At 50.9% G+C, this 20,518-nt stretch carries 20 protein-coding genes and 1 pseudogene; 15 read left to right on the forward strand and 6 right to left on the reverse strand.

Translation table 11 applies throughout. From position 1 onward, the window contains the following. Positions 1-98: 98 nt before the first annotated feature. Positions 99-1,910, reverse strand: a complete 1,812-nt coding sequence (gene typA, locus NM96_05385) for a translational GTPase TypA (GenBank protein ID AVR78842.1) — start codon at positions 1,908-1,910, stop codon at positions 99-101. 187 nt (positions 1,911-2,097) lie between these two features. On the opposite strand from typA, the pseudogene NM96_05390 reads away from it, so the two are divergent. From NM96_05390 to NM96_05420, 7 genes and pseudogenes are all read left to right on the forward strand, one after another. Then, a pseudogene (locus NM96_05390) lies at positions 2,098-2,211 on the forward strand (IS5/IS1182 family transposase). Between the two features lie 333 nt (positions 2,212-2,544). Then, on the forward strand, positions 2,545-3,009 hold the full coding sequence (gene bfr, locus NM96_05395) for a bacterioferritin (GenBank protein AVR78843.1): 465 nt from the start codon (positions 2,545-2,547) through the stop codon (positions 3,007-3,009). A gap of 22 nt (positions 3,010-3,031) precedes the next feature. Continuing rightward, positions 3,032-3,505: a bacterioferritin gene (gene bfr / locus NM96_05400; GenBank protein AVR78844.1), complete on the forward strand. Its 474-nt coding sequence runs from the start codon at positions 3,032-3,034 to the stop codon at positions 3,503-3,505. Positions 3,506-3,922: 417 nt separating this feature from the next. Further along, positions 3,923-6,208: a formate C-acetyltransferase gene (gene pflB / locus NM96_05405; protein AVR78845.1), complete on the forward strand. Its 2,286-nt coding sequence runs from the start codon at positions 3,923-3,925 to the stop codon at positions 6,206-6,208. A gap of 292 nt (positions 6,209-6,500) precedes the next feature. After that, entirely contained in the window at positions 6,501-7,313 is an 813-nt protein-coding gene (gene pflA, locus NM96_05410) for a pyruvate formate lyase 1-activating protein (GenBank protein AVR78846.1), read from the forward strand. A gap of 234 nt (positions 7,314-7,547) precedes the next feature. Continuing rightward, positions 7,548-8,594: a recombinase RecA gene (recA, locus tag NM96_05415; protein AVR78847.1), complete on the forward strand. Its 1,047-nt coding sequence runs from the start codon at positions 7,548-7,550 to the stop codon at positions 8,592-8,594. Between the two features lie 27 nt (positions 8,595-8,621). Continuing rightward, positions 8,622-8,858 carry a hypothetical protein gene (locus NM96_05420; protein AVR78848.1) on the forward strand — a complete coding sequence of 79 codons (237 nt, stop codon included), beginning with the start codon at positions 8,622-8,624 and terminating at the stop codon, positions 8,856-8,858. Between the two features lie 69 nt (positions 8,859-8,927). Here NM96_05420 and NM96_05425 read toward each other — a convergent pair whose 3' ends face one another. Further along, complete coding sequence (locus NM96_05425; protein ID AVR78849.1) at positions 8,928-9,968, reverse strand: oxidoreductase; 1,041 nt, start codon at positions 9,966-9,968, stop codon at positions 8,928-8,930. A 118-nt stretch (positions 9,969-10,086) separates the two neighbouring features. Between NM96_05425 and NM96_05430 the strand changes: the two genes are divergently transcribed. The 3 genes from NM96_05430 (at position 10,087) to NM96_05440 (ending at position 11,867) form a co-directional block, all read left to right on the forward strand. Continuing rightward, entirely contained in the window at positions 10,087-10,458 is a 372-nt protein-coding gene (locus tag NM96_05430) for a 30S ribosome-binding factor RbfA (protein ID AVR78850.1), read from the forward strand. A gap of 82 nt (positions 10,459-10,540) precedes the next feature. Further along, on the forward strand, positions 10,541-10,951 hold the full coding sequence (locus NM96_05435; GenBank protein AVR78851.1) for a hypothetical protein: 411 nt from the start codon (positions 10,541-10,543) through the stop codon (positions 10,949-10,951). Position 10,952: 1 nt separating this feature from the next. Further along, the gene (locus NM96_05440) at positions 10,953-11,867 is read left to right on the forward strand and encodes a tRNA pseudouridine(55) synthase TruB (GenBank protein AVR78852.1); all 915 of its coding nucleotides are present in this window, start codon (positions 10,953-10,955) and stop codon (positions 11,865-11,867) included. Between the two features lie 179 nt (positions 11,868-12,046). Here the strand turns inward: NM96_05440 and NM96_05445 are convergent, their stop codons facing one another. After that, the gene (locus NM96_05445) at positions 12,047-13,390 is read right to left on the reverse strand and encodes a polynucleotide adenylyltransferase PcnB (GenBank protein AVR78853.1); all 1,344 of its coding nucleotides are present in this window, start codon (positions 13,388-13,390) and stop codon (positions 12,047-12,049) included. 148 nt (positions 13,391-13,538) lie between these two features. Here NM96_05445 and NM96_05450 point away from each other — a divergent pair, with 148 nt between their 5' ends. The 4 genes from NM96_05450 to NM96_05465 all read left to right on the forward strand — a co-directional run bounded on the left by NM96_05450 (position 13,539) and on the right by NM96_05465 (position 17,730). After that, the gene (locus NM96_05450; GenBank protein AVR78854.1) at positions 13,539-13,934 is read left to right on the forward strand and encodes a hypothetical protein; all 396 of its coding nucleotides are present in this window, start codon (positions 13,539-13,541) and stop codon (positions 13,932-13,934) included. A 72-nt stretch (positions 13,935-14,006) separates the two neighbouring features. Continuing rightward, entirely contained in the window at positions 14,007-14,981 is a 975-nt protein-coding gene (locus NM96_05455) for a class 1 fructose-bisphosphatase (GenBank protein AVR78855.1), read from the forward strand. Between the two features lie 422 nt (positions 14,982-15,403). Continuing rightward, entirely contained in the window at positions 15,404-16,456 is a 1,053-nt protein-coding gene (bioB, locus tag NM96_05460) for a biotin synthase BioB (GenBank protein AVR78856.1), read from the forward strand. Positions 16,457-16,821: 365 nt separating this feature from the next. Further along, positions 16,822-17,730, forward strand: a complete 909-nt coding sequence (locus NM96_05465; GenBank protein ID AVR78857.1) for a drug/metabolite DMT transporter permease — start codon at positions 16,822-16,824, stop codon at positions 17,728-17,730. A 168-nt stretch (positions 17,731-17,898) separates the two neighbouring features. Here the strand turns inward: NM96_05465 and NM96_05470 are convergent, their stop codons facing one another. The 3 genes from NM96_05470 to NM96_05480 form a co-directional block, all read right to left on the reverse strand. Beyond that, positions 17,899-18,942, reverse strand: a complete 1,044-nt coding sequence (locus NM96_05470) for a sulfate ABC transporter substrate-binding protein (protein AVR80273.1) — start codon at positions 18,940-18,942, stop codon at positions 17,899-17,901. A 318-nt stretch (positions 18,943-19,260) separates the two neighbouring features. Further along, a complete protein-coding gene (locus tag NM96_05475) occupies positions 19,261-19,887 on the reverse strand; it encodes an NAD(P)H-hydrate epimerase (protein ID AVR78858.1) in 627 nt (208 codons plus the stop codon). Beyond that, a complete protein-coding gene (locus NM96_05480) occupies positions 19,887-20,066 on the reverse strand; it encodes a hypothetical protein (protein AVR78859.1) in 180 nt (59 codons plus the stop codon). The genes NM96_05475 and NM96_05480 overlap by 1 nt, the downstream gene beginning before the upstream one ends. Before the next feature lie 138 nt (positions 20,067-20,204). Between NM96_05480 and NM96_05485 the strand changes: the two genes are divergently transcribed. After that, positions 20,205-20,471: a ferrous iron transport protein A gene (locus NM96_05485; GenBank protein ID AVR78860.1), complete on the forward strand. Its 267-nt coding sequence runs from the start codon at positions 20,205-20,207 to the stop codon at positions 20,469-20,471. Positions 20,472-20,518 lie beyond the last annotated feature (47 nt).

Below are 20,518 nucleotides of genomic sequence, written 5' to 3' on the forward strand. Positions count from 1 at the left end.
TGTTTTAAAAAGCTCTAACAACTTAATCATTTTCTGTAAAAAAGGTCGTCTGAAATTTTCAGACGACCTTTTTTCATTTCATCAACAGCCTAGTGGAATCAATCCAGCTTTTTAAAGTGACGGCGTCGTTCCAGTTCGCTCAGGTAACGCTTGCGCAGACGGATGGACTGCGGCGTGATTTCAACGAGCTCGTCATCATCGATAAACTCGACCGCACCTTCCAGCGTCAGCTTGATTGGAGTAGTCAGGCGCACGGCTTCGTCAGTGCCGCTGGCGCGGATGTTGGTGAGTTTTTTACCTTTGAGCGGGTTGACCACCAAATCGTTGTCGCGGCTGTGGATGCCGATAATCATGCCTTCGTAGATTTTGTCGTTGGGCGACACGAACATACGGCCTCGGTCTTCCAGATTCCATAAGGCATAAGCGACGGCTTCGCCTTGCTCTTGGGAAATCAGTACGCCGTTGTGGCGGCCGGGCATATCGGGTTTCACGGGCGCGTAGTCGTCAAACACATGGCTCATCAGGCCGACACCGCGCGTCAGGGTCATGAATTCGCCTTGGAAACCGATTAAGCCGCGCGCGGGAATATGGTATTCGAGGCGGGTACGGCCGTTGCCGTCGCTTTCCATATTGGTCAGTTCGCCGCGGCGGCGGCCGAGTTCTTCCATTACCGCGCCTTGGTTTTCGTCGGGTACGTCCACGGTCAGGTTTTCATAAGGTTCGCATTTTTGACCGTCAATATCGCGGTAAACGACGCGCGGCTTGCCGACCGCCAGTTCAAAGCCTTCGCGGCGCATGTTTTCCAACAAAATGGTCAGGTGCAGTTCGCCGCGTCCGGATACGCGGAACACGTCGGCATCGGCGGTATCTTCCACGCGCAGGGCGACGTTGGTCAGCAATTCTTTTTGCAGGCGGTCGCGGATTTGACGGCTGGTCACGAATTTGCCTTCGGTACCCGCCAGCGGGCTGGTGTTTACCATAAAGTCCATGGTCAGCGTCGGTTCGTCCACGCTCAACATCGGCAAACCTTTGGGGTTGTCTTTGTCGGTGATGGTTACGCCGATACCGATGTCTTCGATACCGGAAATAATCACGATGTCGCCGGCTTCGGCTTCTTCAAGCGGCACGCGTTCCAAACCTTTGAAACCCAAAAGCTGGTTGATACGGCCTTGGGCGATTTGCTGATCGTGGTTCATCACGGCAACGACTTGACCGGGTTTGATACGTCCGTTCAGGATACGGCCGATGCCGAGGCGGCCGGTGTAGTTGTCGTAGTCGAGTTGGGAAATTTGCAGTTGCAGCGTTTCGTCTGCGCTGCCGCTCGGTGCGGGTGTGTGTTTTAAGATGGTGTCGAACAGCGGACGCATGTCGTTGCTCTCGTCGGTTTCTTCCAGTTTGGCGAAACCGGACAGGCCGGAAGCGTAGACAATCGGGAAGTCCAATTGCTCGTCGGTTGCGCCCAAGTTGTCGAAGAGTTCGAAAGTTTGGTCGATGACCCAGCTCGGACGGGCGGACGGTTTGTCGATTTTATTGATGACGACGATTGGTTTCAGTCCCAAAGCCAAGGCTTTTTTGGTAACGAAACGGGTTTGCGGCATCGGACCTTCCTGCGCGTCCACCAACAATACGACGCAGTCCACCATACCCAAAACGCGCTCCACCTCGCCGCCGAAGTCGGCGTGTCCCGGGGTATCGACGATGTTGATGTGGTAGCCTTCGTAATCGATGGCGGTGTTTTTGGCGAGGATGGTAATGCCGCGTTCTTTTTCAAGGTCGTTGCTGTCCATCACGCGTTCGTCAACCTGCTGGTTGGCGCGGAATGTACCGGATTGGCGCAGCAGTTGGTCAACTAATGTGGTTTTGCCGTGGTCGACGTGTGCGATGATGGCAATGTTGCGAATTTGTTTCATGGTGATATGTATTTCAAATGATTTTTATCAAAAAGTAACTCGCGATTATATCACGGTTCATCTTATCGAACGGAGGGGGAGCAGATTAAATTTGAATCGGTACGGCGTTTGTCCTGGTTCAACCGTCATTCACTATATGCGTACTGCGGCACAGTTTGACGATATAGTGGATTAACTTTAAACCAGGATGGCGTTACCTCGCCTTAGCTCAAAGAGAACGATTCTCTAAGGTGCTGAAGCACCAAGTGAATCGGTTCCGTACTATCTGTACTGTCTGCGGCTTCGTCGCCTTGTCCTGATTTAAAGTTAATCCACTATAAAAGCATTTGAGAATAATTAATAATAAAATTTGATTGGGTTTTGTAATTTATTTGCTTTTATTTATGGTTAAAGAGTGTAAATATTTTTGAATGTTGAAATGGATTCTTAATACCAATGACAATAAATATCTATATAAAACAAGATATTGAATTTTCAGATGACCTTTTAAGGCTTCTGTTTCTTTTGATAATTGTTTGTATTTTAAATAGAAAATTTGTCAAGCGTCAGGCTTTTGCATACAATTCAGCCATCAAGAAACAACACGCAATGTTTTTTACAGACACTTTACAATTTCAAAGAAAGAGAAAGAATTATGCAAGGCAATCAAGCTGTTATCGATTATATGAACGAACTGTTGTCCGGCGAGCTGGCTGCACGCGATCAATACTTCATCCACTCACGCCTGTACTCCGAATGGGGCTACAACAAACTGTTCGAACGTTTGAATCATGAGATGGAAGAAGAAACCACCCACGCCGAAGACTTCATCCGCCGTATCCTGATGCTGGGCGGTACGCCTAAAATGACCCGTGCCGAACTGAACATCGGTACCGACGTGATTTCCTGCCTGAAAGCAGATTTGAACACCGAATACGAAGTACGCGATGCTTTGAAAAAAGGCATCAAACTGTGCGAAGAAGCACAAGACTACGTTACCCGTGATTTGATGATTGCCCAGTTGAAAGACACTGAAGAAGATCACGCCCACTGGCTGGAACAACAACTGCGTCTGATCGAGCTCGTCGGCGAAGGCAACTACTACCAAAGCCAACTGTAATTAAGCGTATAAGGAGCTGAAAATGAAAGGCGATCGCTTAGTTATCCGCGAGCTGAACAAAAACTTGGGCTTGCTCTTGGTTACCATCAACCAATACTTCCTGCATGCCCGCATTTTGAAAAACTGGGGCTTTGAAGAATTGGGCGAACATTTCTTCAAACAGTCCATCCGCGAAATGAAATCCGCAGACGATTTAATCGAGCGTATTTTGTTCTTGGAAGGCCTGCCTAACCTGCAAGAATTGGGCAAGCTGCTGATCGGCGAATCAACTGAGGAAATCCTGTCCTGCGATTTGACGAAAGAACAGGAAAAACACGATGCCCTCATCGCTGCCATCGCCATCGCGGAACAACAGCAAGACTACGTCAGCCGTGATTTGTTGGAAAAACAAAAAGACATCAACGAAGAACACATCGACTGGCTCGAAACCCAGCAGGAGCTAATCGGCAAAGTCGGTTTGCCGAACTACCTGCAAACAGCGGCGCAAGAGGACTAAAACACAAACCACTGCCAAATATAGCAGTCCCTGCACCCATAAACGGCATATCTTTTCGGATATGCCGTTTTTCTTTTCATCAAGCTCGTCTGAAAAACAGTATTTCAGTTTTTCAGACGACTTACCTTCTTCTAAAGAATATGTAACCCCATGAAACCCCAACCCCATACAAAAGCCCTGAAAACCGGACAAGTTTTCAGGGCTTAATTTTATATTCTACACTTGTTTACACGCTAAGGGATTGAAAAATAAAATGTAGTTTTAAGTAATAACTGTTCTCATTGATGTAAGTCAAAAAAATATCGGGTAAACGTTCACATCTCCGCCAATCGTTACACTTCATAGAGCTAAAGTGCTATTCTGCAAAGGTAAATTTCTTCTACCTATAAATTCTATCTGACAAATTAGGAGCTTGATATGTCAACCGATGTACAGCAACGCCCTGTCGCTTGGGAAGGTTTTGTCGGCGGTAATTGGGAAACCAATGTCGACGTGCGCGATTTTATTCAGAAAAACTACACGCCTTATGAAGGCGATGCGTCTTTCCTCGCGCCTGCAACCGAGGCGACGACCAAACTGTGGGCGGACGTGATGGAAGGCATCAAAGTCGAAAACCGCACGCACGAACCTTACAAAATCGACGCGCAAGTCGTGTCCGGCATTACCAGCCATGCGCCGGGTTATATCAATAAAGATTTGGAAACCATCGTCGGCCTGCAAACAGATGAGCCTCTGAAACGCTCGATCATGCCGTTCGGCGGTTTGAAAATGGTACAAGACGCGTGCAAAGTGTACAACGTCGAGTTGAACCCCGAAGTCAGCGAAATCTTCACCAAATACCGCAAAACCCACAACCAAGGCGTGTTTGACGTTTATACGCCCGACATCCGCCGTTGCCGCAAATCCGGTGTGATCACCGGTTTGCCGGATGCTTACGGTCGTGGTCGCATCATCGGCGACTACCGCCGCGTGGCATTGTACGGTATCGACTTCTTGATGAAAGACAAACTCAACCAGTTCAACTCGCTGCAAGCCGATTTGGAAAACGGCGTGGATTTGGAAGAAGTTATCCGCCGCCGCGAAGAAATCAACGAACAATACAAAGCCTTGGGTCAAATGAAAGAAATGGCAGCCTCTTACGGCTACGACATTTCCGGTCCTGCGAGAAATGCACAAGAAGCCATCCAATGGACTTACTTCGGCTACCTTGCCGCCGTTAAATCGCAAAACGGCGCCGCCATGTCGTTCGGTCGCGTGTCTTCATTCTTGGATATCTACATCGAGCGCGACCTGAAAAACGGCGTAATTACCGAAACCCAAGCGCAAGAATTTATCGACCATTTGGTGATGAAACTGCGTATGGTTCGTTTCCTGCGTACGCCCGAATACGACCAACTCTTCTCCGGCGACCCGATTTGGGCAACCGAATCCATCGGCGGTATGGGTTTAGACGGCCGCACGCTGGTAACCCGCACCAACTTCCGCGTGCTGCATACCCTGTACAACATGGGTCCGTCTCCCGAACCGAACATCACCGTGTTGTGGTCCGAACAGCTGCCGCAAGGCTTTAAAGAGTTTTGCGCCAAAGTGTCCATCGACACTTCGTCCATCCAATACGAAAACGACGATTTGATGCGTCCGGACTTCAACAGCGACGACTACGCCATTGCCTGCTGTGTCAGCCCGATGGTGGTCGGTAAACAAATGCAGTTCTTCGGCGCACGCGCCAACTTGGCGAAAACCCTGCTGTACGCAATCAACGGCGGCGTGGACGAAAAATCCAAAGACCAGGTCGGTCCGAAAACCGAACCGATTATGGACGAAGTCTTGGACTACGACACTGTCTTTGCGCGCATGGACAAATTCATGGATTGGCTGGCAACCCAATACGTTACCGCGCTGAACATCATCCATTACATGCACGACAAATACAGCTACGAAGCCGCGCTGATGGCGCTGCACGACCGCGACGTGAAACGCACTATGGCCTGCGGTATCGCCGGTTTGTCTGTGGCCGCCGACTCACTGTCCGCCATCAAATACGCCAAAGTCAAACCGATTCGCGATGAAAACGGTATTGCCGTCGACTTTGAAATCGAAGGCGAATATCCGCAGTTCGGTAACAACGACGACCGCGTGGACGACATTGCCTGCGACTTGGTGGAACGCTTCATGAAAAAAGTGGCAACCCACAAAACTTACCGCAACGCAACGCCGACCCAGTCCGTGTTGACCATTACCTCCAACGTCGTGTACGGCAAAAAAACCGGCAACACGCCGGACGGCCGCCGCGCAGGCGCACCGTTCGGTCCGGGCGCCAACCCGATGCACGGCCGCGATGTCAATGGCGCCGTCGCTTCGCTGACTTCCGTAGCCAAACTGCCGTTTGAGTTTGCCAAAGACGGTATTTCCTACACCTTCTCCATCGTGCCGGGCGCATTGGGTAAAGACGAAAACTCCCGCGAACGCAACCTCGCAGGCCTGATGGACGGTTACTTCCACCACGAAGAAGGAGAAGTGGAAGGCGGCCAACACCTGAACGTCAACGTATTGACCCGCGAAACGCTGGAAGACGCGATGAACAATCCGGACAAATATCCGCAACTGACCATCCGCGTGTCCGGTTACGCCGTACGCTTCAACTCGCTGACCCGCGAACAGCAGCTTGACGTGATTACCCGCACCTTTACACAAACCATGTAAAGCAAAGGGTTTACAGTAAACCAAGCCGGGGGACGGATTATCCGGAACCCGGCTTGATTTTGCCTGAAGTAATGGTTTGATAATATCAAAATCCAGTGGATTAACTTTAAATCAAGACGACCGAAAACAGTACAATAGAGCTATCACTAAAACGCGTTTACCTATTTAAAAACAGCCCATAAACTTCTCACAACAGGGAACGCAATGCCCGCATATTAATCCAATAAGAAGAACCCTCTGCAACACAAAAACAAGTTTTCAGACGACCCCAATATCCGGTACATCAGACACCATGCAGACATCCATCGCCATCAACCCCGAAACACCCGCCCCCGCCAAAGACCTCGGACACCGCCATTACAACGGCAAAGGCATCGTCCATTCCGTAGAATCCTGCGGCGCAGTGGACGGTCCCGGGTTGCGCTACGTCCTCTTTCTGCAAGGCTGCCTCATGCGCTGCCTCTACTGCCACAACCGCGACACATGGGACTTGCACACCGAACAAGCCCAAGAAATGACCGTGCCCGAAGTCATGAAGCAAGTCATGTCCTACCGACACTACCTGCGCGCCACAGGCGGCGGCGTTACCGCCACAGGCGGCGAACCGCTCCTGCAATACGAATTCGTACGCGACTGGTTCACCGCCTGCCAAGAACACGACATCCACACCTGCCTCGACAGCAACGGCTACGCCCTGCATTACGATTCCATCCTTGACGACCTGCTCGACCACACCAACCTCGTCATGCTCGATTTAAAACAAATCGACCCCGAAATCCACAAAGTCCTCGTCGGCATCCCAAACACCAAAACCCTCAAATTCGCCCACTACCTCGCCGAACGCAAACAGCCCGCCCGCGTCCGCTACGTCGTCGTGCCGGGCTATACCGACGACGACCGTTCCGCCCACCTGCTCGGCGAATTCATCGCAGACATGGACAACGTCGAAATGGTCGAACTCCTTCCTTATCACGAACTGGGCGCGCACAAATGGGCATTGTGCGGCGACACCTACAAACTCACCGGCGTACATCCGCCTCCCAAAGAAACCATCCTCAAAATCAAATCGATTTTGGAAAGCTACGGCAAAAACATTATCTATTGAGTTCAAATCCAAAAAGGTCGTCTGAAAATGAAATATTCGCTTTCAGACGACCTTTCAGCACTCTTAATACATCCAAACATACAACTCATAAATCATATAATTCAGATAATTAACAACAATTTATCCAAAATATGAAATAAAACCGAAATAAAACTATACTTTTTCTTAATTTATGCGATAATAGCTAAACAAATTCTTAGCTACTTTGATAACATCCCTTACGAGAACAGCACCATGTCAGACGAAAAAAGCAAAGCCCTAGCCGCCGCCCTTGCCCAAATTGAAAAAAACTTTGGCAAAGGCTCCATCATGAAAATGGACGGCAGCCAGCAAGAAGAAAACCTTGACGTCATCTCCACCGGCTCGCTCGGCGTGGACTTGGCACTAGGCGTCGGCGGTCTGCCGCGCGGCCGTGTCGTGGAAATCTTCGGCCCCGAATCCTCCGGTAAAACCACGCTCTGTCTCGAAGCCATTGCCCAATGCCAGAAAAACGGCGGTATCTGCGCCTTTATTGACGCCGAACACGCCTTCGACCCGATTTACGCCCGCAAACTCGGCGTTAAAGTAGAAGAACTCTACCTCTCCCAACCCGACACCGGAGAACAGGCTTTGGAAATCTGCGACACGCTGGTACGCTCTGGCGGCGTGGACATGGTTGTCGTTGACTCCGTAGCGGCCCTCGTACCCAAAGCCGAAATCGAAGGCGAAATGGGCGACAGCCACGTTGGCCTGCAAGCCCGCCTGATGAGCCAAGCCTTGCGCAAGCTTACCGGCCACATCAAACGCACCAACACACTGGTCGTCTTCATCAACCAAATCCGTATGAAAATCGGCGTGATGTTCGGCAGCCCCGAAACCACCACCGGCGGCAACGCCCTCAAATTCTACGCCTCCGTCCGCCTCGACATCCGCCGCACCGGACAAATCAAAAAAGGTGACGACGTTATCGGCAACGAAACCAAAGTCAAAGTCATCAAAAACAAAGTAGCGCCCCCGTTCCGCCAAGCCGAATTCGATATCCTGTACGGCGAAGGCGTAAGCTGGGAAGGCGAACTGATCGACCTTGGCGTCAAATACGACATCGTTGAAAAATCAGGCGCATGGTACAGCTACAACGGCGCCAAAATCGGACAAGGCAAAGACAACGTCCGCGTATGGTTGAAAGAAAACCCGGAAATCGCTAACGAAATCGACGCCAAAATCCGCGCTGCCGTGGGTATCAACGTTGATATTACCGAAGGCAAACTGGACGACACCGACGGCGAACGTCCGGAAGAATAAGCCTCTGCCTGTCTTTCAATAAAAAATATGAAAGGTCGTCTGAAAACGAATATAGCGGGTTTCGCTAAAAAGTTTTCAGACGACCTTTTCGCATTCGACAGAAAACATAGCCTTAAAAATGATAGAAATGCCTACATCGCCATTCCGATAAAGGTAGGCATCTGGAAATTAGGAATTACGGCAATTTTTAAATGTTACCGAAGAAATAGCCAAGGTCTGGCTTTCCACCATAGCTTGTCCTCGCACAGGCATAGGAGAAAATAGCAACTTCCAAGTTAATCTTCTGTATTTTAAAAATTTCAGAAATCCTGTTCCCTGTAACTTTTAATCTCCCTACACCTTAACCCGACACCCCGATTTCGCGCTTTCATATACTTTTTCCAGCAGCCCCAGCACATCCGCCACTTGGCGCGGTTGCACTGCTGCGGGAGATTTGCCTTGCAGCGCGTCATAAAGGTTTTCATAAAACGCCGCATAATTTCCGCTGACGCTTTCGATTTTTTTGCGGACGACCGCTCCGTCGATTTCCGTATGCAGGATGCCCCATTCGTCTTCCGGTTCACGATTCCACGCTCCAACGGGTTGCGCGCCGTCGATCAGCAGAGCTTCTTGGTTATCGGCATTTTGTTTGACGTATGAACCTCGTTTGCCGTGCAAAGTCATGAACGGCAAGGGTTCGCGGGCATATTTGCTCGCGGTCAGGGCGACTTTTTTGCCGTCGGCGTAATAGAGCGCGATATAGAAATTGTCGTCGCTGACTGCTCCTTCATGCTGATAGCGCACGTCGGCATAAAGCTCGTCGGGCATCCCGAAAACATCGACCGCCATATCCATGAGGTGCGAACCCAAATCGTACACCAGCCCTACGCCCGCCTCGCCGGTTTCCTTCCAGCGTTTTTTGTTCAAGGCAGCCGCATAACGCTCGAAACGGAACTCTGCATCCACAATTTCGCCCAAGAGGTCGTCTGAAAGCAGCTTTTTGGCGGTCAGCGGCGCGCTGTCCCAGCGGCGGTTTTGGTAAACGGTCAGCAATACGCCCTGCCGCTCGGCGAGTTCCGCCAGTTCCAAGGCTTGCGCCGCCGTGGCGCACAATGGTTTTTCCACCACCACATTTTTACCCTCACGCAAAGCCTGAGCGGCAAAATCGAAATGCGTCTGGTTCGGCGTGGTAACGACCACCAAATCCACATCATCGGCAAGCAACTCCTCAAACGAGCGCACGGTCTGCGCCTGCGGCAGGACTGCCTGAGCTTTGTTGCCGCTGCGTTCAAACACACGCACGACTTCAAACCGCGAATCCGCACGCCAAAACGGCAGATGGAACACCTGCGCCGACATGCCGAACCCTGCCAATCCGATTTTGATTTTCCGCACAGCCAAACTCCTTTTCAGACGACCTCAAATTGCCGTATATCCGTTATAATACCGCACTTATTTCACACAGGCGGTCTGAAAACAAAGTTGAAACGGCCGCCGCCGTTTAAGGAAAACCATGAGAAAACCGCAACGCGGCTATGCCCGCCAAGACCGTGTCAAAGAACAAATCATGCGCGAACTGGCCGAGCTGGTCCGCACCGGCCTGAAAGACCCGCGCGCAGGCTTCATCACCATCAACGAAGTCGAAGTCACCCGCGATTACAGCCACGCCACCGTGTTCTACACCGTCCTCGACGACAGCACCCGCGACATCACCGAAGAAGCCTTGGAACACGCCAAAGGCCACTTGCGCAGCGAGCTGGCGAAACGCATCAAACTCTTCAAAACGCCGGAACTGCACTTCAAATACGACGAATCGCTCGAACGCGGCATGAGCATTTCCAGCCTCATCGACCAAGTGGCGGCGGAAAAGCCGGTGGAAGATTAAAAATAAAGCTCTTCTGAACACCCGGTATTAAAACCGAAGATCTGTTTCAGACGGCCTCCTTGCTCTGCTTTAGGATATATCCATGACCTTTCCCGAATTTCTATTGTTTTTAGTATTTTTCTCCTATTGTGCCTGCTACGCTTTCAGTTTACGCAAAGGGAAAATCGTCTTTGATACCGCATCGGGCAACGAAATCCACATAGGTAAAAACGGGTGTTACTCGGTTTGGCATGATGGAGACGGACAAATCTCCTTCCACATCACCGACCTAAACGGGCGGGAAGTACCTCTCTCCAAACCGCTGTTTCATGCCAGTTTCCGCCGTACCGACGGCCGCATCACGCTTTTAAAGCAAGGCCGTCTGAAAAAAGGCAGCTACACAGTAGCAACACCAAATCCGCACAGCCACATCATCCTCAGAAAAACAATATCGGAAACGCCGATCATCCTACTCGGCACTTCCATCTTATCCCTTTCCTTCCTTCTCCACTGACATGACCGCCAAACCTGCCAAACGTCCCATCAACGGCGTCCTCCTGCTCGACAAGCCCGAAGGACTTTCCAGCAACACCACCCTGCAAAAAGCCCGCCGCCTCTACAACGCCGAAAAAGCGGGGCATACCGGCGTGCTCGATCCTTTGGCGACCGGACTTTTGCCCGTCTGCTTTGGCGAAGCGACCAAGTTCGCCCAATACCTGCTGGATGCCGACAAAGCCTACACCGCCACGCTGAAACTCGGCGAAGCCAGCAGCACGGGCGATGCCGAAGGCGAAATCATCGCTACTGCCCGAGCCGATATTTCCTTAGCCGAATTTCAGACGGCATGCCAAGCCCTGACAGGCAACATCCGCCAAGTGCCGCCGATGTTTTCCGCCCTCAAACACGAAGGCAAACCACTGTACGAATACGCCCGCAAAGGCATCGTCATCGAACGCAAACCGCGCGACATCACCATTTACGCCATCGATATTACCGAGTTTGACGCACCCAAAGCCGTCATCGACGTACGTTGCAGCAAAGGCACCTACATCCGCACCCTCAGCGAAGACATCGCCAAACACATCGGCACATTCGCCCACCTGACCGCCCTGCGCCGCACCGAAACCGCCGGTTTCACCATCCGCGAAAGCCACACGCTCGACGCCTTGGCGGCATTCGACGAAACCGAACGCGACGCCCTGCTCCTGCCCTGCGACGTTTTAGTGCGGCACCTCCCCAAAATCGAACTGAACGACCGCGCCGTAGCCATGCTCAAATGCGGCCAACGCCCGCAGTTTACCGAGGACATCTCCGCCAATCAGCCCATCCGCGTTTACGACAGAAGCGGAACATTTATCGGCTTGGTGGAATACCAAAAAGAAATCGGTCGCCTCAAAGCCCTGCGGCTGATGAATACGGCGAAAGAATGAAGAATCTGATTCTTAAGTGAAAATATAGAAAAGGTCGTCTGAAATATAGTTTTCAGACGACCTTTTCAGTTGAATTTCTTAAAATATTGGCAGATTTGAAACAACCGTTCTAGCCCCATGAAAAAAGTCGTCTGAAAACCTGTCATACCCGTTTTCAGACGACTTTTCGACTATTATCTCTATTGCCCTTGTTCCGTTTTCTTTTTGCGCGGACGGCGGCGGCGTTTCTTTTTCACACCTTCGTTGCCCTGCGCACGAGCATGGTTTGTCGTCATTTCATTGCGCAAACCTTCATCGGCATGCTGGAAACTGTTCCACCATTCGACCGTTTGGCGGTCAATCTCGCCCACTTCGCCGCGCAACACCAGAAAGTCGTAAGCAGCCCGGAAACGCTGCTGCGCGAGCAGGCGGTGCGGACGGGCGCCGCGCATCTGTTCGAATTGCGGTTGGAACTGCCAGATTTCCCGCATGGTCGCGGCAAAACGCTGCGGCACGCCCCAACCTTTTTCAACATCGCTCCGCAGGGATTCGATAGCGTCTGTCAGAGCAGGCGCAGGCTTTTGCCCCTGTGCCAGATTCCGTTGCCAGCGTCGGTTGACATCCGGCCACAATACGGCAGCCAAGACGAAGCCGACTGAAACCGATTTGTCCTGACGCAGCCGCTCGTCAGTGTTTTTCAGTGCAAGCGAAATAATGCGGTTTTCAGGCTTTTCCGCCGATTTTAACGCAGTCAAAAGCGGATGGATGTCGTCTGAAACACCCAAGCTGTTAAGTTTTTTCAAACATTCCCGCGCATGGCCGGAAAACAGCAGCTTCATGATTTCGTCAAACAGGCGGGCGACAGGTTCGTGTTTCAGATGACCAGCATACTCCGGAATCGGAGCGGCAGTGGATTCTTCCACCGAAAAGCCAAGTTTGCCCGACAAGCGTACGGCGCGCAGGATACGGACAGGATCTTCACGATACCGCTCCGCAGCATCGCCTATCATAACCAGGCTTCTGTCGGCTATATCGTTGACGCCGTTATGGAAATCCAAAATTTCTTCGCGTATCGGATCGTAATACAACGCATTGCAGGTAAAGTCTCGGCGCATCGCATCTTCTTCTATGCTGCCATAAGTGTTGTCTTTCATAATCCTGCCGTGCGCGTTTTGCTGCACCTTGCCGCCGCCGCGGAATGTCGTTACTTCTATGGTTTCCGGACCTGTCATGACATGGACGATTTGAAAACGCCTGCCGATGATGCGGCTGCGGCGGAAAATTTTTCTCACCTGCTCCGGCGTAGCATCGGTGGCGACATCGAAGTCTTTAGGCTCTACACCCAACAGCATATCCCTGACCGCCCCACCTACGATATAGGCTTTGAATCCTTCCTCTTGCAAACGTTTGACGGTTTTTTCCGCTGCAAAACTGATCATATCCGCGCTGATACGGTATTCTTCAGCGGGGATGATTTCTTTGCGAACCTCGGTTTGCCTGCTCTGTCTGCCGGACAAAACTTTGTTCAGCCATTTTTTCAACATATTCCTGATACTCTTTCTTGTTATCCTTCCGCCTGCAAACGGAAGCCACCGATGCGGGCGGGGCGTCATTATACCTTAAGTTGCGCTAACCTACGTCGTCTGAAGCCTCGCAGCCTCCGGCTGGCAGGCTCAGCGGTTTTAAATTACAATGAACCAAACTTATCCTTCCTGTCCGATGATGAAAAAAACCAACGTATTATCCTTATTCCTCGTCCTTGCCGCGACCGCCTGTTCAGACGGGTCTTCCGACAGCGTTACCGACAAATTCAAAAGCGAATTCCGCAAAGGTTTTGTCGAAGGCGCAACGGAGCAATGCGTTGCCAAAGTACCGAAAACAAGCCTGCTTTCGGAAGAAACCGTACTTCAAGTCTGTACCTGCACTGCTGAAAAAATGGCAGACCGCATTTCGGTGGAAGATATGTCTGCCATCCTGTCGGGCAATATCAGTGAAAACGTCAAAGAACAAATCAAACAGAGCACCACGGACTGTTTGAAAGAAACCGTCGGATTGGACGGCAAGCGCGCCGCTTCGGATAGCAAATAAGCCCCCTTCTTCAAACCTCGTCTGAACCTTCTTCGGACGTTTTTCAAAATCATTCAAGAAATCGAGTTTGACATGACCACATTCGCGCAATTCCTTCCGGAACATTTACATCAAAACGCCCTGCCCGAACAATTAGGCAGCGTATTGGAATCCGTCATCTCCGCCTGCAGCGAAATCAGCGGAAAAGTCCGCCTCGGCGCACTTTCAGGCGTTTTGGGTATGGCAGGTACAGGCAACATCCAAGGTGAAGACCAAAAAAAACTCGACGTTATCGCCAACGATATTCTTATCCGTATCTTAAAAGACAATCCGTCTGTTGCCGGTTTGGCAAGCGAAGAGGAAGACACTTTTGTCACCGCCCATCCTGACGGACGCTATTTGGTTTTATTCGACCCGCTGGACGGCTCGTCCAACATTGATGTCAACATCTCCGTCGGCACAATTTTTTCCATTTTGGAGAAACCCGAAGGCGATTTGGAAACGGCGTCATTTTTGCAAAAAGGCCGAGATCAAGTTGCCGCAGGTTATGTTTTATACGGCCCGCAAACCCAACTGGTCTTGACCGTCGGACACGGTGTTTCCGTCTTTACTTTGGACGAGGACGGCAATTTTGTGATGACCAATGAAAATCCGCGCGTCCCCGAAACCACCAAAGAATTTGCCATCAATATGTCCAACCGCCGCCATTGGCTGCCGCCCGTCCAACGTTATATCGACGAATTGCTGGCAGGTGAAACCGACAGTCGCGGTAAAAACTACAATATGCGCTGGGTTGCCAGCATGGTTGCCGAAATCCACCGCATCCTGATGCGCGGCGGCGTGTTCATGTACCCTCAAGACAAACGCGATCTCTCCAAACCGGGCAAACTGCGCCTGATGTACGAAGCCAACCCGATGAGCCTGATTTTGGAACAGGCAGGCGGCGCAGCTTTCGACGGACAGACCGACATGCTGGATGTCAAGCCGGTCGGATTGCACCAACGCGTCGCCGTCTTCATGGGCAGCAAAGAAGAAGTGGACTATATCCGCAAACTTCATCAAGCCTGACAGGTGTAAAAATTAAATGTAAAAAGGTCGTCTGAAATTACCGTGTATGTTTCAGACGACCTTTTCCCAATATTCTGAAAATTGGAATGACCAGATAAAAAAATACCTCCTTACCTTGCTTCCGATTATCCATGCTTTATGTGAATTCCGCTGTGGATATATCAAATTAATAATTGATATAAAAGAAGAAAATATAATTGATTAAAAAACAGGCAGATAAAATTCCCAAAAAATAAGCAGAATTTGTCAAGCCTTTGCTGACCGCCGACTAGAATTTTTTTGCCCCCGTTTTTCAAACGCGTTACACTTCCTCCTCGTCTGTTTTCAGACGACGTTTCACTCCAACCGTGCCGCTGCCGTCATTGCGCCGGCAGTCAGGCAGTCAGCGTCATTGCGCCGCTGTAAATACGAAAGAACACACTATGACCATCTCTCCCGTCGCCTTGCGCCGTAAGACCGAGCGCAAGCCGCATCCGACCGCGCGCTATTGGAAAAAATGCGATGTCGAAGCCCTGTTCGGACTTCCCTTCCTCGACCTCGTTTACCAAGCCGCCGAAATCCACCGCCAAAATTTCAACCCGCGCGAAATCCAGCTTTCCACCCTGTTGTCCATCAAAACCGGCGGTTGCCCCGAAGACTGCGCCTACTGCCCGCAATCGGCGCACCACAACACCAATCTGGGCAAAGAGCAGATGATGGATGTGGACGAAATCGTCGAAAAAGCCAAAATCGCCAAATCGCGCGGCGCAAGCCGTTTCTGCATGGGCGCGGCATGGCGCGGCCCCAAACCGAAAGACGTGGAGACGGTTTCCGCAATCATCAAAGCCGTGAAGGGTTTGGGCATGGAAACCTGCGGCACCTTTGGTATGCTCGAAGACGGTATGGCGGAAGACTTCAAAAAAGCAGGTTTGGATTACTACAACCACAACCTCGATACCGACCCCGACCGCTACAACGACATCATCCATACCCGCAAACACGAAGACCGCATGGACACCTTGGGCAAAGTTCGCAACGCCGGTTTGAAAGTCTGCTGCGGCGGCATCGTCGGCATGAACGAGACCCGCGCCGAGCGTGCCGGACTGATTGCCAGCCTCGCCAACCTCGACCCGCAGCCCGAAAGCGTACCGATTAACCAGTTGGTTAAAGTGGAAGGCACGCCGCTTGCCGATGCCGAAGATTTGGATTGGACGGAGTTCGTCCGTACCATCGCCGTGGCGCGGATTACCATGCCGCACAGCTATGTCCGCCTTTCCGCCGGACGCTCGAGTATGCCCGAATCCATGCAGGCAATGTGTTTCATGGCGGGTGCGAACTCGATTTTCTACGGCGACAAGCTCTTAACCACCGAAAACCCCGACGAAGACGGCGACCGCCTGCTGATGGAAAAGCTGGATTTGTATCCGCTGCGGTTTGAGTTGGAAGAAGAATACGAAGCGGCGCAGGAAACGCCCAAGATTAAGGTCGATTATTAATCCTTCCACAAAAACACAAGGTCGCCTGAAAACGGGTATCAACGTTTCATTTCGTTGAAACAGATTTTCAGACGACCTTTTTTGTAGAGATGAAAATAAGATTCAAGCATTATGCCACCTTGTTTGCCTCCCATCTATTCCATTATAATTCGCCCTTGAAAAAACCTTCGTTTTTCTGTGGAATCGCTCTCTAAAAAAGAGCAAGTTTTTCCTAGATTCCCGCAAAACGATACAAAGGTCGTCTGAAAGCATCATTCAATGAAGCGATGTTTTCAGACGGCCTTTTTGAACACGCAGACAGGCAGATTCAAACAAAAACATTACCGTCTCTCGCCATTCCATCCGCACTTCCAATACACCGCATCATGTTCCGTCTTACCGCCTATCCCATCTCCCCGAAACAGGCCACCTTCATCGGCCTTTTCGCCGTCTGTTTTTGGAGTTCCGTTATCGGGTTAATCCGTACCTTGAGCCTGCACATGGGGGCGGTAGGCGGCGCAGCAGTCATGTACAGCCTTGCCACGATATTGCTGCTGCTGATTTTCGGCAAACCCGATTTGCGCCGCTTCAGCCGGAATTACCTTTTTTGGGCAGGTATCTTTTTTGTCGGCTGCGAATTGTGCCTGTCCCTTTCCATCGGATATGCGGACAACGCCAGACAAACCGTCGAAATCGGCATGGTCAATTATTTATGGCCGACTTTTACCATCATCGGCGCTGTCTGGTTTAACAAACAGCCGGCAAAATGGTGGATCGCCATAGGCTTTGCACTATCCTTCATCGGCATTGCCATTGTCTTGGGCGGGGAAGGCGGATTGTCCCCAGCCCATATTTACCGCAATGTCCTCGCCAATCCCGCAGGCTATATCATGGCGCTCTTGGACGCGCTGTTTTGGGCGGCATATTGCACACTGACCGCGCGGGTTAAGGCGCAGGGTAATGCCGTCGGCTTTTTCTTTTTCCTCGTTTCCTGCGTTCTGTGGGCAAAATATTTTGCAGGCAGCTACGGCAGCCTCAATTTCGATACCGAATCAGTCTTATATGCGCTTGCTGCCGCATCCTGTATGGGTTTGGGCTATGCAGTGTGGAACATCGGCATCTCGCGCGGCAACATGACCGTTTTGGCAGGAGCATCTTATTTTATCCCCGTTTTCTCCGCCCTGATTTCATCCTTCCTGCTCGACGCACCGCTTCCTACGGAATTTTGGCAAGGTGCGGCGATGGTATGCATCGGATCGGCCGTATGCTGGTTGGCAACACAAAAGAAAGCATGACCGCACCTCTAAATCATAGAAATAAGATTTTCGGTTGAAACATATACCGATAAAAGCGTAACCGCCCCCGACTGTATCATATCTCAACACAACGTCGTCTGAAAACCGACATGGCAGGTTTTGCTCAAGCCGGTTTTCAGACGACGTTTTTCTTATCAAAGTACCAACTTATCTTTTGGGCGACAGTTTATCGACCAAACCGCCGTCAGCGAAGAATTTTTTCATGATTTCATCCCATGTACCGAATTTTTCGTTGGGGCTGAAGGTTTCGATTTCGGGGAAATCTGCTTTGTGTGCGGCGAAGACTTCGGCATTGCGCGGACGCAGGTAGAGTTTGGCGGCAAGCTCCTGCGCGGGTTTGCTCCATAGATATTCCAAATATTCCTTAGCGGCTTCCTGCGTACCTTTCTTGTCGGCAACGCTGTCCACAACGGCAACAGGGGTTTCAGACAGAATGGTATAGCTCGGATAAACGATTTCAAACTGATCTTGGGTCAGTTTTTTACTGACGTGATTCGCCTCGTTTTCAAAGGTAACCAAAACGTCGCCGATATTGCGCTGACTGAATGTTGTCGTGGCGGCACGTCCGCCGTTTTCAAACACAGGCGTGTTTTTCAGGACGGAAGCGGCAAATTCCTGCGCTTTGGCTTCATCGCCGTTGTTGGCTTTCAAACCGTAAGCGTATGCGCCAAGGAAAGCATAGCGGCCATTGCCGGAAGTTTTCGGGTTGGCAAGTACGATTTTGACACCGTCTTTCGCCAAGTCGTTCCAGTCTTTGATTTGTTTGGGATTGCCTTTGCGGACAAGGAAAACGGTTACGCTGGTATAGGGAACGGCATTGTCCGGCAGACGTTTTGCCCAATCGGGTTTAATCAGCCCTTTTTGAGCCAACAAATCGATGTCAGAAGTCTGGTTCATGGTAACGACATCCGCCGCCAGGCCGTTGGCAACAGACAATGCCTGCTTGCTGGAACCGCCGTGCGACTGTTGAATGTCTATGTCTGCGCCCTTGTGTTTGCTTTGATATTCTTTGACAAACAAAGGGTTGTATTCCTTATAAAAATCTCGTGCCACATCATAAGAAACATTCAACAGTTTGACACCTTTGCCGTCTGCCGCAGGAGAAGACGGTGAAGCGGTGTTTTGTTCGGATTGCGGCGAGCATGCCGCTAAAACGGCGGCGGCGAAAAGGGCGGTTGTGCGGACAGTCATTTTGTTCTCCAAATATTTGACAGGCACACTTTATACCGACGTTTCAGACGACGGAAATAATGTTTGCTTTCGGGTTTAGCGATTTTGGTTATAAACCCCAAACTTCGGCCAATGCCCGATGATTTCATATCGATTGGGAATTTAAAGCACTCGGAAGTTTTTCTGCACGATATACTTTCCGATCGTATCGGCTTCTTCCATATTGCAGGACTTTATTCCATATCCAATCTCAAAAACAACGTCGTCTGAAAACAGGCAGAGCAGACTTTGCTAAAGCCATATTTTCAGACGACGTTTTTATCTAAACCCAGAAGAGGGCTACTCTATCCCAATATCCAAACACACGGTTTCGCCGCAATATGCTTTGCCTGCGTCAGTCATATGCGCGGGTTTGTAGGCGGCGAAGGCGTAAGTCAGGTCGGCGCGGAAGGTGTCTTTGTCTGCTTCGCCGGTGTCGCAGTTCAGCCCGGTCGGGACGTCTAACGCAATTTTGAAGCCGTCGACTTGATTCAGCAGGCGGCAGACGGCGGCAGCTGTTTCGGGCAATGCGCCGCTGAAACCTGTCCCGAAAATGCCTTCGATAACGAGGTCGTAACCTGTTTTCAGACGACCTTCCAGTTCATCGGATCGGATAAAGCTGACGCCGTCCGAATGGTTCAAACGCTCGCGGTTCAACTGCGCCAGCGGCGACAGTTTGTCTCCCAAGACGAAGACGACATCTACTTGCCAATCCCGCTCCGACAACACGCGCGCGATGACCAAACCGTCGCCGCCGTTGTTACCCTTGCCGCAAACGATTAACGCGCGCCCTGCTTTGGGGAAACGGCGCAGCAAATCCGCGGCGGCGGCTTGTCCCGCGTTTTCCATCAGTTGCTCGAAAGTCGTGCCTTTATCGACTGCCATTTGCTCGTGTTCGCGCATTTCTGCGGCGGTGTAGATTTTCATCATTCGCTCCTTTTCTCTTTACTGCCTATCAAACATCCAAATGCAAACCTTATCAATAGCCCTTCCCGACTTTCACAACGAATCATTCGCTTTCTTTGATTTGTCGCAATATGTCGTCTGAAAATAAGGAACTTGGTCGCTTTGTATTTGATTTTTATGTTAACAAGATTTATTATCATAATAAAACAAAGTGATAAACAATCAAAACTACTTCTTTTGCGGGGACGGGCGTTGGGATATGCCTCTGGCTACCCTGTGTCTGATTCGTCTTTACTTGCCGTCTCTTTTTTCAATCGACAACGAAAGTAAAACACACTATGTCTGCCATACCTTTGTCAAAACTCAGTAAAGGCGCAGTCGCGCACATCGACTCCATCGTCCCCAATTCGACTTTCGGCGAACTCGACCCGCTGGTTACACGCCGCCTTGCCGACTTGGGCTTTTCAAGTGGAATGCCGTTGCAAGTGATTGCCGTCGGCGGATTCGGACGCGGTCCGTTTGCCGTACGTTTGGGCAACCAGTCGCAATTCTCGTTGCGGCAGGAAGAAGCAGGAAAGATTATGTGCCATGTGATTGACGGCTGACCGCTGTACACGCAGGCAGGCTTCTATTTTGAAAATGCGGCATAGGC

Origin of the sequence: Neisseria mucosa (assembly GCA_003028315.1) — a bacterium.
GTDB lineage: Bacteria > Pseudomonadota > Gammaproteobacteria > Burkholderiales > Neisseriaceae > Neisseria > Neisseria mucosa.

Coding starts and splice junctions, on each gene's coding strand:
- bfr (AVR78844.1), top strand. CDS start 3,032: ATGAAAGGCGATCGCTTAGTTATCCGCGAGCTGAACAAAAACTTGGGC.
- NM96_05440 (AVR78852.1), top strand. CDS start 10,953: ATGACCGCCAAACCTGCCAAACGTCCCATCAACGGCGTCCTCCTGCTC.
- NM96_05450 (AVR78854.1), top strand. CDS start 13,539: ATGAACCAAACTTATCCTTCCTGTCCGATGATGAAAAAAACCAACGTA.
- NM96_05475 (AVR78858.1), bottom strand. CDS start 19,887: ATGAAAATCTACACCGCCGCAGAAATGCGCGAACACGAGCAAATGGCA.
- recA (AVR78847.1), top strand. CDS start 7,548: ATGTCAGACGAAAAAAGCAAAGCCCTAGCCGCCGCCCTTGCCCAAATT.
- NM96_05430 (AVR78850.1), top strand. CDS start 10,087: ATGAGAAAACCGCAACGCGGCTATGCCCGCCAAGACCGTGTCAAAGAA.
- bfr (AVR78843.1), top strand. CDS start 2,545: ATGCAAGGCAATCAAGCTGTTATCGATTATATGAACGAACTGTTGTCC.
- typA (AVR78842.1), bottom strand. CDS start 1,910: ATGAAACAAATTCGCAACATTGCCATCATCGCACACGTCGACCACGGC.
- NM96_05420 (AVR78848.1), top strand. CDS start 8,622: ATGAAAGGTCGTCTGAAAACGAATATAGCGGGTTTCGCTAAAAAGTTT.
- NM96_05455 (AVR78855.1), top strand. CDS start 14,007: ATGACCACATTCGCGCAATTCCTTCCGGAACATTTACATCAAAACGCC.
- NM96_05480 (AVR78859.1), bottom strand. CDS start 20,066: ATGATAATAAATCTTGTTAACATAAAAATCAAATACAAAGCGACCAAG.
- NM96_05435 (AVR78851.1), top strand. CDS start 10,541: ATGACCTTTCCCGAATTTCTATTGTTTTTAGTATTTTTCTCCTATTGT.
- NM96_05485 (AVR78860.1), top strand. CDS start 20,205: ATGTCTGCCATACCTTTGTCAAAACTCAGTAAAGGCGCAGTCGCGCAC.
- NM96_05465 (AVR78857.1), top strand. CDS start 16,822: ATGTTCCGTCTTACCGCCTATCCCATCTCCCCGAAACAGGCCACCTTC.
- bioB (AVR78856.1), top strand. CDS start 15,404: ATGACCATCTCTCCCGTCGCCTTGCGCCGTAAGACCGAGCGCAAGCCG.
- NM96_05470 (AVR80273.1), bottom strand. CDS start 18,942: ATGACTGTCCGCACAACCGCCCTTTTCGCCGCCGCCGTTTTAGCGGCA.
- pflA (AVR78846.1), top strand. CDS start 6,501: ATGCAGACATCCATCGCCATCAACCCCGAAACACCCGCCCCCGCCAAA.
- NM96_05445 (AVR78853.1), bottom strand. CDS start 13,390: ATGTTGAAAAAATGGCTGAACAAAGTTTTGTCCGGCAGACAGAGCAGG.
- pflB (AVR78845.1), top strand. CDS start 3,923: ATGTCAACCGATGTACAGCAACGCCCTGTCGCTTGGGAAGGTTTTGTC.